The sequence below is a fragment of the Priestia koreensis genome, from assembly GCF_001274935.1.
Taxonomy (GTDB): domain Bacteria; phylum Bacillota; class Bacilli; order Bacillales; family Bacillaceae_H; genus Bacillus_AG; species Bacillus_AG koreensis.
The window spans coordinates 384354-400500 of record NZ_LILC01000023.1 but is presented as its reverse complement, the minus strand read 5'-3'; the positions used below and the strand labels follow the sequence as shown (position 1 = coordinate 400500).

Below are 16147 nucleotides of genomic sequence, written 5' to 3'. Positions count from 1 at the left end.
ATTCTAAGAATCTCAAGATGCCTCAAAGGCGAGTATTCAGAGTAGGATCTGGAATTTAGATAGTGGTGGGGTTAAGGATACAAATAAAGCTACTTCTAAACATAGCAACAGGAATATAAAAGATATAGACGCTTATGATGATATTGAAAACTTCTTAGGTAAAGGAAAACAAATAGATATCAATCCTTTTACTGGAAAAAAAGACATGGATAGAATATTTGTGACACAAAAGGATGGTTCTGTCCGTGCTTTTAGGATTGGTGACCATGAAATGAGAAGTCCTAATAATCACCATTACCATTTAGAGCAATGGGATAAAAATGGTAACTTCATTAGACCAGACCAATCTGTAAAAATTAATAATTCAAAGAAGAGGTGACCAAATGCTAGAGGAAATTGATGGTGCCAAAGTAATTAAATATACAGAGACTGATGAATTTGGTTTTATTGAATATGAAGATGGAGAAAAAAAAGACATCCTAACACTAGCAATATGTAATTATGATAATAAAGAAGAATATTATTTGTTTGCATGTGATAAGCAATTCAATGTATTAGGAGATACTCTGCATGGTTCGGTTGAGGAAGCAATGGACTTTGCTAAAAGATACTATGAAAAAGAAATGATAGATTGGAAGTAATTAACAAATAACAAACCCTTGATTGGCTATACGCCTTTCAAGGTTCTTTTTTGTGGGGCTACCCAGTACCGAACAAACGACCTTTTGCACAGAGAGTACACATAACCCGTGTACTCTCTGTACAATATTTTTATGAATTATCTTGTCCGTAAAATTTGTCTGAAAATATGTCCTATTTAATACTTTTTACTTTTCGTAATGTTGATAAATTTAATATTGAAGACGCATATGTCAAACCAAAGCATTTATCAACACCTAAAGGTAATGGAGCTAAGTTTTTAGGGAATTCTAAAGGTGCTGCCGAGCAAATATTGAAGGATTCAATGAAAAGTAGAACAGTCCAGTCAATAACAGATAATGGATTAACTAAAATGGGAAAACAGAGTTATTCAGTAATAATTGACGCTGGAAAAACTATAGGAACACAGGGAAAAAACTTAATTAAAGTTGTATGATCAGAAGATGGAGGCATGTTATCAGCTTATCCAATAAAATAGAAAGGTGAGATTATTATGAATGTTTTAAAAGGATTTTTGCAGGCAGAAATTAATACACAGGAATTATATAAAGATATAATGTCTTTTATAACTTCATATCATATCAGATGTGGAGAATTTGAAGGAAACGAATATATAATAAAAAAAATGGATCAAACAAATTTTATTTTATTTCCGGAATATATAGATGCAGATGGTGAAAGAGAAATACACGGAGCAATATCAGTTTATAGAAATACAAGTAATTGATGTAAATTAGTAGTATCTAAGAAATGATTACAGTTCGAAAACGTAATCTCATTGAAAAGAGTAACCCTCATTAGTAAACTTTCATGAGTGTACCCCATAGGGTGAATTTTCGAATAATCCTATTTAACTAATTAAAAGCAAGAAAAAATAATAGCGTGTTTGAAAATATATACTTCATGAGGGTAGTACCATCATGGAGTTTTATTTTAATACAAGGCTAGGAAGAAAAGTGTGAGAATTTGGCGAGATAACATTTTACAGGGCAAGGGTACTTATACTTATACATGGAATGGCTAACAAACTAACAAGAATTACAAAGCTTGTGGGGGTAACAATGGGTAACGTGTAAGACTGTTTCTTATACTGCTTTGGCATATAAATTAATCTAAGGAGTGGAAAAGTAGTATGAAAGAATTTGAGGATGAATTTAGTGAATTACAAGCAGATATGATATCCATATGTATGGAATATGCTGAAGATCGAGCTGATAAAGTCTATGTTTATGCTTCATGTGAGGAAAGTATTTTTTCGAGCAAGTTCTTTTATTTAGTTAACAATAAGTATGTAAAGCCTCATAAAATGAATGATGCATTGGAGGACGGTGATGAAAGATACGATGTGTCAACAGAGCGCCAGTTTATGGTTTTAGATATACTAAATGAAGATATCGAAAAAATTAAAGTATTGTGTAAAGAATATGAAAGAGACATGCCAACAGAGATGAAATTAATTTATGATGTTAAGAGTGGAAACTTCAAAGCTGAATACAAGTATGAATTAGTTTATACGCATGATGAGATTAAAACGGCAACTCATATTTTTAATGATTGGTTTGAGGAAGTAGAAAATAATAATCTTTAGATTGTTTGTAGTTAAAGATATGCTTGAATTTGTGAATGATGCTTGAAGGTTATACCATCCTGAAGTTATATAACTATGTTCTAAGGAAATTAAACATGCCTGTTGCTATGAAAATAGGTTTAGAAATGAATTGATTTATATAGTTAACTAAAAAACACTTGCATAATGAGAAGGGATTTTTCAACTATTTGGATGCCAATGGAATTCCATATAAAGTGGAGAAAAAGGAACCATATCCTTCTGTCTCGGGTGTATACGATGTGTATTACAAGATAGGAAAACAAGAACGTGGTGTATATACAAGTGAATTTAAAGCATCAACTCATAAAAAGACAGTTTACGATGAAAATGTGTTTACTGATGAACAAATGTATAAATATTGTCAAGTGGCAATGGATAACGGTACTGAATATTTAACTAGAGGTGGGCAACAGGTAATACAAGGCACATCAAATGGATTAAAATTCGAAGGATGTAAAAATCCAACTACAGGAGAAATAGAAAGTGTATACCTTAGGAGGGGTTGCATGTTAATAGACAAGCAGCCAGTCATCCAAGATTTTTTTTCTTTTTTGAAGAGTGATTTACTCTATGTACTAGAGTGTTTATCCAGGGGAGAGCCGTGGCAAGATCATATGATGGGATATGAACTTCCAGAGCATTCTGAGGAGATTGAATTTAAAGAAGGCATAATGATATTCATTAACACAGCATCATATAAAGAAATTATTATGAACAGTTCTGATTTCTATGGTTGTTTGAAAGAAATCTGTATGGAATTTGTTGGTGAAAATCAAGAACAGAAAATCCAAGTGTATGTACTTATGGACAAGATAAAGACTGTTTTAAATTTGTGAAATTTTCACACTGAGTTGATTAAACCTATCAACCTACCAAAATACATGAAAAATAGGGAAGTCTACTTGAAACAAACTCTGAGAGCACCGGATTTTATGAATTTCCGTCAAAGAAATAGATGAACCAGATTTTAAGAGGGGAATTGTAACCTTTTAATCCTTGATTGGCTATATTGTCACTCCCGAGAAGAACAGAATGGACCAAATGAACAATAATTGTTTAAGAATCAAGACTTTATGAAGTGCTATTTTAACGCTAATGTAATAAGAACGAGAATAGGCGAGATGACATTTTACTTATATGGGACCACTTATGGATGTCAGAGGGATGAAACACACGAGGTTAAACAAGTTAAAGGGTTTAAACGTTACGTTTGCTATGTGGTAAAAAAGATATCATACTGTCAATACTAAACTAACTTATAAAACTTGCAAATATTTATAAACTTAAAGCACTTGATTGTCTATAACAGGCGACAAGTGCTATTTTATACTTTCCAAATCCTTATTTCTTTGTGTTTTGTTCAGTGCAAGCGAAGTCTATCAGCTCACAAAAAGGGCCGATGCTGAGGATGTCGCGTATGTGAAGAAAAAGAAAGCCGAGCGCAAAGCGCACGCTGACCGTGTTAAAGCCAAAAAAGAGGCGGCCCTTGAGAAAAAGCGCTTAGCGGAAGAGGCGAAGTTAAAAGAGACATTAGGGGTTCTTGCGCCGGGTGTGGATGCGATGAATGCGATTGCAAATAAGTGGAATGATCCCACAAAAACCATCTCAAAAAAATGGGATGACGCATGGTATGATATCTATGAATGGCGAGACAACACAAAGAAGGATTTTCAAGAGGGCTGGAAGAGTCTTCAATATGGTACGGGTGATGCAGTAGAAGAAACCTGGAATGACCTTAAGCATACGGTTCTGCATCCAGTGGACACGTACAACGCAGTCAAAAAAACGATTGAAGTCATTGCACATGATCCTCTTGCTTCCGGTCAAGCTGTGTGGGAAGAAGTTAGCCAAAATTTCCGGGAAAAGGTGATCAAAGGTGATGCCAATGACCGCGTTGAGTACATCACACATGCTCTAACCGGCCTTGGAATCTCAGCTGTTGGTGGAAAAGGCTTAGACAAAGTCGTCAAAGGACTAAAAGCGACCAAATCAGGGGATAGTGAGTCCTCTCATTCGTCTAAAAACCGCCTACATCAGCACGTCCAATCCATTTCGCATCGCACACAATATGAACTAGAGCGGATCTTGCAATCACCATTCGCCTACGCTGGAAATACACGACCGATTAGCGGTACCAAAGACTTGATTGAACAAGTGGATAAGAAATCGGTGATGGTTGAGTCTAGGGGTGAGGGTACGGGTAAGAATGATTATGTGGAAGAAACAGGTCGCCTTGGTGGTAAACACTATAGTGAAAAAGACTTGAGACTTTTAGGCAATTATCTTGAAAAAAGAGGAGTAAAACTCAAGGTTGGAGATGAGTTTTTGCCACAGGAAAAGGAGGAGGCTTTAACTATAATACTGGGGAACTGGTATTGAAAAGTAACCCCACACTATATGAAGTTTGGCATGAATTGTCACACTATATTCAATATAAACAAATCGGGAAAGAGGCTTATTCAAATTTGCCTCGTACTAGCGGACCAGTTCCAATGAATGATTTAACAAAATTCAATGCTCCTGAGCAATTTGTTTATGATATGTTATCAAATAACCCAAAAAGATGGAATTCCTTAAACGAAGCTGAGCAACTACATGCTAACTGGTATATAACACAATATGGAGGTATTCGATAATGAAGTTATCGAGAGAAAGAGCAGAACAACTGGCGCTTGAATATGTAAATAAAGATAGGAATGAAAACTTCAAATTAGAACTAATAGGTGTGGGAATATCTAGAATTTATCCGAAATATTGGGCTGCTACTTTTGAAGTTAGAACTTCACAAGGGGATATTTTAGAGGGGCCTTTACTTATACTTGTGGATGATGATTTAGAAAAAGCAATGAGTTTAGAAGAGGCTGTCGAATCTCACATAGCTAATAGAGATAAGTAAAGTAGCCTTTCAGAACCAAATTGAATGAACCTTGATTGGCTAAATGCCTTTCAAGGTTTTTTACTTTAATATTATAATAAATCAGCTGATATTTGTATGAGATAATAAGAAAAATTAAGTAAGTTATCTAAGGGTACGGGTAATAGTAGTGCCGACATTCCGCCAACCTTCAAGTAAGAGAAATTTGCTAGTTCCTATGAATCAAAGGGTTAATCAGACGTTTGCACAGGTTAATCCGAGGGTTGAATTTGAAGGAATCAGAGGAGAATCTTTATGTACACTTAAACCACCACCAGATCCAAAATTGAAACGTATATTCGATGAGGCGGGTATTGAAGGTATCCAATATAAAAATGGAGTTCCTGATTTTTCGCCAGTATTAAAAGCACAGTTGGAAATCGATCATATGTTAGGTGGGAATGGAAAGCGAGGAACAGATGTTAGAAGGGCTAATTTTGCTCAAGTAAATTAAAAGCTAGCAGACGAGCTTAATAATTCTCCTGAGATGGCTCACGAATTTGGAATGCAATCTGCTGAAATTAAAGCCAGGGATATAGAAAGATATGAAAAAAAATACAAATTAACATGGCACGAATTGAATGATGTTAAAACAATACAGCTTGTACCATCAGTGATCAACAGTAAATTTGGACACATCGGTGGAGTAGGAGAGATAAACGCAGGAGCCTTTGGGCCCGAGGGGTTTGCCAATAAATAAAAAAGGAGAATTTAATAATGAAAATAAATGATGTGGTTTTTGGTGAGCTTGAATATAATTATGGATGGGTTAAGTACACTACCATTGAATTTTGTGGAAAAGAAGCTGAAATAGCATTAATGGTTAAAGGTGAAGAAGACGGTAAGTTTGATGAAGAACAATATAGTGCTTATACCTCATTAGTGCAAAATTGGGAACGATTACAGCAAGGTTTTTTACAAGCAATAGTAGACTCTTACAAACTAGAGCGTCAAGAACTAGGGTATGACATTGAAGTTAATGAAAATTATCCGCAAATCGAAACAACTAATCAATTACTTGAGATGATAACTTTAGTTGGAATTGTTGTTCCGTATGGAGATATTAATGAAGATCGAGATATTGGGATAACCTTCGATTGTACATGGGACACAGAAAATGGGCTAGGGCTTCGTCTATTAAATGAAAAAGTAGCTGAAGTGGGTTACCAAGATGTTGCAATTTGAAATAAGCTGTTAAAAAGTAAAAACTCATAATGGTTGTACCGTCAGGGAGTACTGAGCGTAATGATAGAATAGAAAAACGGAGTACGAGCTTAGGCGAGATGACAATTTATTTACAAGGACCACTATGGATGGCATAAGCAACAAACACACGAGGTTAAACAAGCTAAAGGGTTTGAACCTTACACTTTCCATGTGGTAAAAAAGATATCATACTATCAATACTAAACTAACTTATAAAACTTGCAACTATTAATAAACGTAGAAATTTTATAAACCTAAAGCACTTAATTGTAAATTAAAGGAAATAAGTGCTTTTTTGTGTTTTAGCGTAGAAGTAAGTTGGTATAAGGGTTGTATTCTTTTTTTTAGTCGTCGTAAAAGTACGTTTTAAAGGGTTTACGTTACGAACATGTTATCCGGACCGTATAAAAGCCAAAAAAGAGGCATCCATTGAGAAAAACCGGTTAGCGGAAGAGGCGAAAAGAAGAGAAGAGAAGAGTTAGGGTTCTTTGCGCCGTTTGCGGATGCATGGGATGATTAAGCACAAAACAGCCTACAAATTACCGATAGTGCAAGAAAAAAGAAGTAGTTTAATAGGGTGGTAACATGGTTGATTTTTTTATTTATAAGAAAATACCATAACCAAGCATAAGGTTCAAAATGGACTGCACAGATAAAAATCGGAAATTAACAGCTAAAATTAGATGGAACATGGACAAAAAATCAATCTTTAAATGGGGTTCATATTCCGATAGAAGGGAAAAAATATGGATATGAATGAAATTAAGAATCTACCTGATAGAATACCAACTGAAACACTAATATCAATGTTTCAAAATGTATTAGATCAATTTAGAAATAATAAAATTCCAAAAAATATTTTTTTATTAATGCTTAGTCAACTAACAGACAGGCAAGTTATGACATACGAGTTATTAAGAAGTGATATAAGAAATGATATTGATAGAACTCTCTCTAAATTATGGAATACAGATTCCTATGATGAAGTAGATATTATTCTTTCTATTGTAGTAAATCTCGGTCTGGAAATTTGCTTCAATAAAATAAAAGAATCACTGGAACAGTATAAGGATATAGATACATCAATCCTAGATGAAATACAGGAAACAATAGATGAAGTAGGTGAGAATATCTCTAATCCGTATGATAGTTTGGAAAAATTTAAATAGTCTGTTGCGCTTTTTGAAAAAATGAAATAGAAGCAGTATTGGTTAATGTTAATGAAGTATTTAGTTACTTAAATGAAATCATGGAGTTAACAAAGTTTTTAGTTGGATATGGAGATTTTATTCTAGTTGCAGAAGATGAAATTCAGCCGGGTGGTAAAAAGAGTGGGCCTGCCACGATACTTACAGATCCTAATACGGGAACGAAATTTCGTATTCATGCAACACCAGGAGAAGGTACACTGTATTTCAAGGTGCAAAATAATGGTGGAAACTATTTAAACCAAACGGGTGGTTTCCCTTCAAATGCGACTAAAAAAGAATTAGGAACTCGTGAAAAAATGGTTGAAATGCTTAAACTACTAGGTGAAGAAGCAGCATCAATGAAATAAAGATATTTTAGGAGGTTTCGATGGATAATAAAGAAAAAGTAATAAAAATCTATGATTTAATTAAGAATGGTGATATAGAACAAGCAAAAGAGATAATTATTACTAACAAAAGTTTACTTAATTTTGTAACACCTTTTGGAACGTGGCTACATGTTGCGACTAGAGCTGGTGAACTGGATATGATAAAATTTCTAGTTAAATCTGGTATGGATATTAACATAAACGAAGGTGTACCAAAGTCAGCGCCTATTGCACATGCGGCTAGTGAAGGTGAAATTAATATTGTAGAGTACTTATTTGATAAGGGTGCAATATTAGATGTTGGTGACCCGAATAGGAATCCTTTATTCTCAGCGATTTATGGTGGGCATCTTGATGTTGTAAAGTATCTTATTCAGAATGGTATTGACATTACTGTTAAGTATACAGGAGATACTATGAAAGATATGGGAGCTTATGAATTTGCTATTGAAAGAGGACAAGTAGAAATTGCTGAATATTTGAAGCAGAAGATGGATGAAAAAGAATAAAAAAACAAATTTTCCCCATTTTCCTTATGTTCCAAGAAAATAAATATTAAGTAGGTGAGATACTTGAGTAATTTGTTGTATCATGCATATTTGCCTGAAAATCACAAACATCATGTTTCTCTGGAAGAAATCATGAGTGGTGGCATTAAATATTCTACTAAGTCAAATAATAGATATAGTAATGGTGGCAGAGTGAAATTTGAGATAACAGAACTATTAAGACCTTCCAATACACCTGATTGGCTTAACTTTAAAGAAGCAATAGGTGTTGATATAACCAATCGTTTTTCCAAATCGTTTTGCTTTCCTATATTTACGGGTAAAATCCTAGTATTTGATGGTGATATTTCCCTTTCGATCTATGACCAAGCATTCTATGAGGATTTTAAAGACTTTGATGAGGAAGCTTTAAATTTTGATACTGGAGAAACTATTGAATATTGGATTAAACAATACTGGAAAAGTATGATGACACTTGAAGACTATTTGATAAAGAAACCCTATTCAAAGCCACAAGTGTTACTTTTTGAATCTGTACCAAAAGAAATTATTCAAGTATGTGAAGAGTAGACTTGTAAACCTTAATTGGCTATAGCCTTTCAAGGTTTTTTTGACATTTAAATTAAAAACTCATGATGGTAAGGAAAAGCATTGGCAGGTTCATGATAAAAGAATAAAAGACTACCATACATACTACTCGATCTATATTTGCATAAGAGAATGACAAAGTTCGTCGCGACAAAAAATGGGTAAAATAAAATGGAGTCAATATACTACCTTGACTTATAAAATTTGGATCGTATTTTAATAGTGCAGCTGTAGACATAACAAGGATAGATGGTAAAAAACTAAAATAACATTTGGTTATAATGGAGCTAGAAAAGGACAATTCAATCAAAGTGTAATGGTTTTCGTCAATATAACTTTTGAATAAATAGGGAGGATACTTATGCAGAATTTATCGGATGCATGGGATGATTTATCAGGTGGTGTTCAGAATGGAAAGATTCAAACAATGATGACAACTTCTTCAAAAAACTTTTTAAAACTGCAATAATAAGGGTATAGGGAGGTAATTATGCCTAGAGCTAGAATTAATGAAATGAAATATCATGGATATGAGAGGCTCTACTTATTGGAGTTGAAAGAATCAAATAGTAAAGTCTGGGCGTATGGTTTAGAACATGATAATTATGTTGAGAGTGGATTTGAAATTATGGAAAAAACAATTGAAAAAGAATGTGATTTTTCAATAGAGTGGGTTAATAAAATTAAGGTAGCTAGCTTTGATGATGACGAAATTATCCAAGGTAAACTAGGCTCATCTCACACAGTTTGCAATGTTACTATTTCAAAAGTAATAGACTTAGACTTATTTGAATTTTTTAGTGAAAGATTAGGAACAGTTGTCGTAGAGCTTGAAAATGACGTTGATTTCTTGGAAGTTGAAAGTAAAGTTTCATTTACAGGAAACCTGCGTGTGGATTTTATTTAAATTCTATCTACCAGATGAATGATTATATAGGTGGTTGTCTTATGACAACCGCTTTTTTATTGTTAGAGTTTAAGATTACAACATAGAGTGCGGATGAAGCTCTTTTATCTTCTAAAGGGAGATTTATAGATTTAAAATTAGAGTCTGATTATGCTAAATATCTTACACGTAAAGCAAAAGAGGGAAAACCTCAAAGAGATAGGATAGGATGGAAAGAAGCAAGAGATTATTGGTTAAATGATTCTCCTATGTCACGGGGTAATACATTTAATAAAAAATCGGTTTTCAAAGATTGGTATTCTTGAATGAAGTACATTTAAGTGATGGGAAGCGATTAGATTCTTATGATCCTGTAAAAGGAGAAATAATATCTAGAAAAGCTGCAAGTTTAGAAGATATAGATTGATCTGCATTTGAAAGTTACTTAAAAGAAATTTGTGTTATTGGTGGAAATGGATTGAATTATAGACAAAGAAAACAGATTAGATTAGAAGCTATAGAGAAAGGTTTAATATTAGATGTTCCGTTTGAAGATGGAACAAAATACCATAATTTTTCTAAAGTGAAGGGAGTAATAGAAAAGATTGACTATCTACCAGAGGAATTTTGGAGGGGGACGGATAGAGAACAGTTTAATTGGGTAGATAGTAGAATTGAAGGCGGAAGGCCTAAGGGAATGACGTGGCATCATTCTGAAATTGATGGAAAGATGGAGTTGGTTCCATTTGGTATTCACAATATTATAAATCGTAAAGATGGACGAAGCTCTCGACATTGGGCACATATAGGTAAGAGACGGGGAGGAATTAATAATGAGAATAGATGAAAAAACTAGTATTAAACCTTTTCCGAGTGATGAAAGAATAGCTTGGTTCGAACAATCATATAGTATTAAATTACCACAGTCATATATTGATTTTTTAAAAAGGTATAATGGGTCTACACCTATTACTAATGTATTGAAGTTTGATAGGCAGGAATATGTAATAGAAAGGTTTTTATGTTTATTGGATAATCCCAAAGAACATTTAGAAGATGGATGGTATGACTTAACATCTGTTTTAACGCAATTAGATGGTAGGCTTATTGATGATGAAGAATTAATTGGTATGAATGTTATACCAATAGCTGCTATGTTTGCTGGGGATTTTATTTGTTTAGATTTTAGAAATAGTGTGGATCCTGAAATTGTTATCTGGGATCATGAAGAATCGGAAGAATTAGAGCCAGTAACGACAGTGGTTGCGAGTGATTTTGAAGAATTTCTAGCTATGTTATCATGACAACTAAATAGAATTAGTTATAAGGTATTATTTGTCGTGAGACACAAAAGGTGTCATACCGTTTTAACGACGTAATAAAATGTACAAATTTAGAACCAACCATGAAAGCGTAGAAAATTAATGAACATCAAGCACTTGATTGTCAATGATGGCAACGAGTGCTTTTTGCGTTTTAACGCAGAAGTAAGTTGGTATACGTATAATTTTATAAGTGTATTAAGTGCTAAATTTTATAGACTGTAATTGGCTTTGTAAAGTGTACGATGCTACTAGAGAAAAACTATTGTAAAATTAAGGGTTATATTCTTTATTTGACAATCAAAATGAAACCCCGCCGGCAAACAACCGTCGATCTGTCCATCCACCTAAACCAGTCGTAGAGAAGGTTTCAAAAGCGCAGCTAGAGAGTGTGAAGAAAAAAAGCGCGCAGTATAAGGTTGATGGGAATCGAAAGGTTGAGCGGATTGATAAGGGTACGGTTACTAAGGATGTAGACAAAAGCGATTATGGAGCTTATTTGAAAAAATATAGGAGATCCTCAAAAGATATGTATGATCAGCGTGCGCATCATATTGTATTTAAAAGGGAAATGGAAAAGCCTAAAATAAATTAGTTGAAAAAAGGAACATGATATTGACCTGATTTTAAAACTTAAAAATATTATTTGGTCTCCTAATAGCTGGTATTAAAGCGCTTAGAAATGTTTTTGATCACCTAAAAAAAGCAGGGGATGCTAGTGGAGAGAGATGATATATTGGAAATGCTTAATAAACTTGGAGATATTGTCAAAAGGAGGAAGTAATTAAGATGGATAGTAAGCAGGTTGCAAAAGAAATCCGATCATCTATAAAAAATGGCAATGTTGAAAAGGCGGCTGAATTAATTGGTTCTAATATAGAACTTTTAAATATGATGACACCTTTTGGGACATGGCTTCACGTTGCTGCTTCTAGAGGGAAGTTGGATGTAGTAAAAAAACTAGTAGAACTTGGGTCAAATATAAATACGTTAGGTGGCATGTATGGGGGTGGAGCATTAAACGAAGCTGCTTCTGAAGGGCATATTGATATAGTAAGATATTTATTGTCATATGGAGCCAATATGGACACAAATGAGCCGGAAAGGAATCCATTGTTTGGTGCAATTAGTAACGGGCATGTGAATATTGCGAGACTGTTAATTGAGAGTGGGATAGATACAAACGTTAAATATAGTGGCGAATCCATGAAAGATATCGATGCATTAACCTTTGCAAGGGAACAGGGTCAACTAGAAATTGTAAAGTTATTAGAGAACCAAAGAGAATTGAGGACTACTATAACCGAAGTAAATGATAATAATCAAGATGATCATGATGAAATTTTAGAGCATGTGACTAAATACTTTGGAACTATCCAAGATACGATAATTGAGATTGTTCCTGGTAATAAAGTTTCAGTTAATATCCATATAATTTCTCCATCAATGAATAAAGATTTTGTAACTCTGGTAACTACAGGTATGAGTGATGTATCTATGGGTTATTCAAATGAAGAAAGCGAGTTCAAATATGCAGAATTGTTATTGAAATTGCCTTCGAGTTGGGTAGTTGGGAAAGAGAATATGGAGGACAAAAACTATTATTGGCCTCTTGAATGGTTAAGGAAAGTAGCTCATATTCCACATATCTATGATGGATGGCTTGCTGAAGGGGTTATTCTTCCCAATGGAGAACCCCCACAGCCATTTGCATTGAATACAAAATTGTCATGTATAATGGTATGTCATCCTAGAGAATTCGGACTAGATAACGTTCAAGTTGAGCAAGGAGATATCACTATTTATACACTTGTTCCTATTTATGAAGAAGAAAGAAATCTGGCGTTAGAAAAGGGTTATGAGTACCTGCTTAAAAAAATGAATGAGAAAGGTATCTCAGATGTTTTAGATATAAACAGGATAAATGTTGGTTTATAGTAAGAATGATAGATATTATTTAACGTAATAATGCGACGTTAGACAGACTGATTATAGTCAGATAACACTGTAATTATTCTGTTTTTTTTGTTCATTTAACTTAGTGCTTGCTTGTTTTACTAGAGTAGCAGCATGCTTTTTTGATGTTAGAACGAAAAGTGAAAAGAAAATTATAAGTTTATAAGTCTACTCAGGGTACGTGTGAAACTCCTAAAGGTTATTATCAAGATGTAAATAGGAAATTAAACCAGTTGATGGGGGGTACGCAAGTAGTAAAGAAGTGGGTTTACCTGAACCAAGTGGCATAACAAAACGCTCCAAAACGGGTAAAGAAGTAATGGAAAGAATGCAAAATGAAATTCCACCAAAAATCAGTACAACACGTGATGGTGAAATAGAATTTATGGCAAGTGATAATAAATGGTATCCAATAGATCAAGTAGAGATGGCTCGTTTAACAGGTGCAGTTTCGTGGTGGAAAAGTACAGGAAGATATTATGGAGCGAAGTCCCCAGAAGTTAGAGAATGGATGTTAGACTTCAATAAATATGTATTAGATCATTATAGGTTAAATCGATCCGCAGGTGCAAAGTTAGATGAAACCTACTTGTCACCAAATAAATGATTATTGGGAGGGATTTATATTGGAACTCAACGATCAAGTGTATGATCGAATTGTGAAATTGTGTAACGAGGGAAATGCTTTTATTGAAAAAGGGCAAGATGATAAGGCAATAGAGAGTTATATAGCTGCTCTGGATTTGGTTCCGTTGTCAAAGACTGATTGGGAAACAAGTACATGGATTTATACAGCATTAGGAGATACTTATTTTTTAAATCGTGAGTATGAGAAAGCAAAAAGTAATTTATATCATGCACTAAATTGTCCGGATGGTATTTCAAATCCATTTATTTTACTGAGACTTGGAGAGAGTTTATTTGAGTGTGGAGAGCTTAATAAGGCTAAAGAGTATTTGTTAAGAGCTTATATTTTAGAAGGGTATAAACTCTATTATGATGAGGATGAAAAGTATTTTGAATTGATTAAGGATATGATTTGAGGAGGATAAATATGGCTATTTTACAATCACCTATAAAAGAAGAATTTGAAAGTCTATTGGAAAAAAGTAATGAACAATTTAATGACGGTAACTATAATGATTCTATTGTGTTATTAGAAGAGGTATGGGATATAATACCTAATCCTAAAGGTATTTATTGTGAAGAGAGTTGCCATTTAGTTAAGGATATTATCTCTACTTGTTTTATGGTAAATGATTTAAAAAAAGCAAAGGAGTGGGCATATAACATATTTTTAACTGGATTTGCACGTATAGATTCCGGTGACAAGGAATTTATTGCAGGGAAAGTTGCTTTTGAATCCGATGATTTAGAAACCGCAAAAGAATTTTTTAGCATTGCCAATACAAAATCAGAAGGTAGATGTTTTGTGAATCCGAAGAATACTAAGTATCTTAAATTTTTGAAAAGTTAAATGCTTAGCTCCGTAAAAGGAATTTAAAGATAGATTTAGTGAATTATAAAGGTTACAGCATTTACATACAGGAGTGACAAAGTATGGTCTGTAATTAATTTTACAAACAAGTGCTTCGAATTTTATCACTCATGTAGTACATTCGGGTAAAAAATTAAAATCAGCTGGTATGGTGATGCCAACCTGTCCATATTGTAATTTTATTACTGAAGGATTTGAATTTAGTTCAGAGGTGAAAAAGATTGGAAAGTCAAATTGATATATCAAGTAAAGAATATGTTATAGAACATGGAACTGACTTTGACGGAAATTTATGGTTTACATCTTATAGTGATGAAGTTTTAGATAACCCAGAAGACGAGAACGGTAAACCTTTTACCGGTTTAGCTTACGAATTATATGACAATGGTAATTTGATATATTATGCAAATTATATAAAGGGTTTTATCGAGGGTGAGTTAATAGAATTCTATAAAAATGGAAATTTAAAATCAGTGAAAAATTTGATTCATGGACAAAGTAATGGTGCGGAAAAAATCTGGTATGAAAGTGGAGAATTAAAATTTGAAGGAAAATATAAATTTGGGATAGCTCTCTATTATACAGAATGGGATGAAGAAGGTCGTATCACAAAGCAAAAAATTTCCCCTACAGAAACAGATTTAAAATTGATTAAATCCGTTTCTAAAAATGAGGAGTTATAATATGGAATATAGTGGAATGGCTTCAGTATGGTTTGGAGTTTCTAAATCGTTTGAAAATCTTAAGGAGTATGTTGATATAGAATATACGGAAGATGGAGATTCAATAGACTCAAAGTTTGGCACAAACTTTGAATTTGGTTATTATGATGAAGATAACATTGAAATTTGTTTTTATGAAAATCCTAAAAATAATGTAGACGATATTTTAAATGATTTTTCTTATAGCGAACTAATTATTCCTAAAATAAAAGAGTTAATAAATGGCGATAAATTAGCATACAGTATTAATTCTGTTATTGTACTCTATGATTTTCAATACAATGAAGCGAAAAGTGGAGATGAATCCGAAAATATAGAAATTAAATTTATTGGTACTGTACCATACAAATAGCTCATCTAAGTTCGGTAGCTTAAACGTACTATTTGTCATGAAATACAAACGATTTCATGTCCTCAGTATTAAAATTGTACGTACAAATTTAAAGCGACTAGTGACTTGAAAACTTAGAAAACATGTGAACTTGAAGCACTTTATTGTCGACTAAAGGCAACGAGTGCTTTTTACTTTAAGGTTTAGGGTATGAGTAAAGGTACTCGAACTTAAAAATGAAACCGACCAATGAAAGAACTGCAGCATATAAAAAAACTATGACAAAAGCAGTTAGATAGTTACCCCTTTATAGCAGGAACCCTAATAAACTAAGAAATTTTTTAGGGAAAGTAGTAGATGGTTATAC

24 protein-coding genes and 1 pseudogene are annotated in these 16147 nt (G+C 33.4%); all 25 read left to right on the top strand.

All coding sequences use genetic code 11. The features are described 5' to 3' along the window. The first annotated feature begins 34 nt into the window (after window positions 1-34). The 25 genes and pseudogenes from AMD01_RS24275 to AMD01_RS18080 all read left to right on the top strand — a co-directional run bounded on the left by AMD01_RS24275 (window position 35) and on the right by AMD01_RS18080 (window position 15801). Window positions 35-379, top strand: a complete 345-nt coding sequence (locus AMD01_RS24275) for a hypothetical protein (protein WP_425415151.1) — start codon at window positions 35-37, stop codon at window positions 377-379. A gap of 4 nt (window positions 380-383) precedes the next feature. Then, window positions 384-641, top strand: coding sequence for a hypothetical protein (locus AMD01_RS18200; protein ID WP_053402866.1), 258 nt, complete (start codon window positions 384-386; stop codon window positions 639-641). A gap of 167 nt (window positions 642-808) precedes the next feature. Beyond that, window positions 809-1096 (top strand): hypothetical protein, encoded by a 288-nt coding sequence (locus AMD01_RS18195; RefSeq protein WP_053402865.1) that lies wholly within the window; start codon window positions 809-811, stop codon window positions 1094-1096. Between the two features lie 57 nt (window positions 1097-1153). Further along, window positions 1154-1387: a hypothetical protein gene (locus AMD01_RS18190; RefSeq protein ID WP_053402864.1), complete on the top strand. Its 234-nt coding sequence runs from the start codon at window positions 1154-1156 to the stop codon at window positions 1385-1387. A 405-nt stretch (window positions 1388-1792) separates the two neighbouring features. Further along, window positions 1793-2248: an immunity protein YezG family protein gene (locus AMD01_RS18185; RefSeq protein ID WP_053402863.1), complete on the top strand. Its 456-nt coding sequence runs from the start codon at window positions 1793-1795 to the stop codon at window positions 2246-2248. A 188-nt stretch (window positions 2249-2436) separates the two neighbouring features. Continuing rightward, entirely contained in the window at window positions 2437-3105 is a 669-nt protein-coding gene (locus AMD01_RS24810) for a hypothetical protein (RefSeq protein WP_245638975.1), read from the top strand. A gap of 583 nt (window positions 3106-3688) precedes the next feature. Then, window positions 3689-4648, top strand: a complete 960-nt coding sequence (locus AMD01_RS18175; RefSeq protein ID WP_053402862.1) for a hypothetical protein — start codon at window positions 3689-3691, stop codon at window positions 4646-4648. Continuing rightward, window positions 4645-4905, top strand: coding sequence for a hypothetical protein (locus tag AMD01_RS24805; RefSeq protein WP_053402861.1), 261 nt, complete (start codon window positions 4645-4647; stop codon window positions 4903-4905). The genes AMD01_RS18175 and AMD01_RS24805 overlap by 4 nt, the downstream gene beginning before the upstream one ends. Further along, window positions 4905-5165, top strand: a complete 261-nt coding sequence (locus tag AMD01_RS18165) for a hypothetical protein (protein WP_053402860.1) — start codon at window positions 4905-4907, stop codon at window positions 5163-5165. Before AMD01_RS24805 ends, AMD01_RS18165 begins: the two co-directional genes overlap by 1 nt. Before the next feature lie 156 nt (window positions 5166-5321). Further along, a pseudogene (locus tag AMD01_RS23715) lies at window positions 5322-5883 on the top strand (HNH endonuclease). Between the two features lie 17 nt (window positions 5884-5900). Then, entirely contained in the window at window positions 5901-6368 is a 468-nt protein-coding gene (locus tag AMD01_RS18150) for a DUF2004 domain-containing protein (protein WP_053402857.1), read from the top strand. Window positions 6369-7135: 767 nt separating this feature from the next. Next, the gene (locus AMD01_RS18145) at window positions 7136-7558 is read left to right on the top strand and encodes a hypothetical protein (protein WP_053402856.1); all 423 of its coding nucleotides are present in this window, start codon (window positions 7136-7138) and stop codon (window positions 7556-7558) included. Window positions 7559-7584: 26 nt separating this feature from the next. Then, complete coding sequence (locus AMD01_RS24610; protein ID WP_425415150.1) at window positions 7585-7947, top strand: YxiF family protein; 363 nt, start codon at window positions 7585-7587, stop codon at window positions 7945-7947. 20 nt (window positions 7948-7967) lie between these two features. Further along, on the top strand, window positions 7968-8477 hold the full coding sequence (locus AMD01_RS18135) for an ankyrin repeat domain-containing protein (RefSeq protein ID WP_053402854.1): 510 nt from the start codon (window positions 7968-7970) through the stop codon (window positions 8475-8477). A 63-nt stretch (window positions 8478-8540) separates the two neighbouring features. Then, a complete protein-coding gene (locus AMD01_RS18130) occupies window positions 8541-9047 on the top strand; it encodes a hypothetical protein (protein ID WP_053402853.1) in 507 nt (168 codons plus the stop codon). Window positions 9048-9555: 508 nt separating this feature from the next. Beyond that, entirely contained in the window at window positions 9556-9972 is a 417-nt protein-coding gene (locus tag AMD01_RS18125) for a hypothetical protein (protein WP_053402852.1), read from the top strand. A 457-nt stretch (window positions 9973-10429) separates the two neighbouring features. After that, entirely contained in the window at window positions 10430-10798 is a 369-nt protein-coding gene (locus AMD01_RS18120) for an HNH endonuclease signature motif containing protein (RefSeq protein ID WP_053402851.1), read from the top strand. Continuing rightward, window positions 10785-11255: an SMI1/KNR4 family protein gene (locus tag AMD01_RS18115; RefSeq protein WP_053402850.1), complete on the top strand. Its 471-nt coding sequence runs from the start codon at window positions 10785-10787 to the stop codon at window positions 11253-11255. The genes AMD01_RS18120 and AMD01_RS18115 overlap by 14 nt, the downstream gene beginning before the upstream one ends. Before the next feature lie 409 nt (window positions 11256-11664). Then, window positions 11665-11868 carry a hypothetical protein gene (locus AMD01_RS24550; RefSeq protein ID WP_053402849.1) on the top strand — a complete coding sequence of 68 codons (204 nt, stop codon included), beginning with the start codon at window positions 11665-11667 and terminating at the stop codon, window positions 11866-11868. 194 nt (window positions 11869-12062) lie between these two features. Further along, complete coding sequence (locus tag AMD01_RS18105) at window positions 12063-13211, top strand: suppressor of fused domain protein (RefSeq protein WP_053402848.1); 1149 nt, start codon at window positions 12063-12065, stop codon at window positions 13209-13211. 280 nt (window positions 13212-13491) lie between these two features. Beyond that, window positions 13492-13836, top strand: a complete 345-nt coding sequence (locus AMD01_RS18100; protein ID WP_083446604.1) for a GH-E family nuclease — start codon at window positions 13492-13494, stop codon at window positions 13834-13836. A gap of 19 nt (window positions 13837-13855) precedes the next feature. Then, the gene (locus AMD01_RS18095) at window positions 13856-14272 is read left to right on the top strand and encodes a hypothetical protein (RefSeq protein ID WP_053402846.1); all 417 of its coding nucleotides are present in this window, start codon (window positions 13856-13858) and stop codon (window positions 14270-14272) included. An 11-nt stretch (window positions 14273-14283) separates the two neighbouring features. Further along, on the top strand, window positions 14284-14706 hold the full coding sequence (locus AMD01_RS18090; protein WP_053402845.1) for a hypothetical protein: 423 nt from the start codon (window positions 14284-14286) through the stop codon (window positions 14704-14706). Window positions 14707-14948: 242 nt separating this feature from the next. Beyond that, a complete protein-coding gene (locus tag AMD01_RS18085) occupies window positions 14949-15410 on the top strand; it encodes a toxin-antitoxin system YwqK family antitoxin (protein ID WP_053402844.1) in 462 nt (153 codons plus the stop codon). A 1-nt stretch (window position 15411) separates the two neighbouring features. After that, entirely contained in the window at window positions 15412-15801 is a 390-nt protein-coding gene (locus tag AMD01_RS18080) for an immunity 22 family protein (protein WP_053402843.1), read from the top strand. Window positions 15802-16147 lie beyond the last annotated feature (346 nt).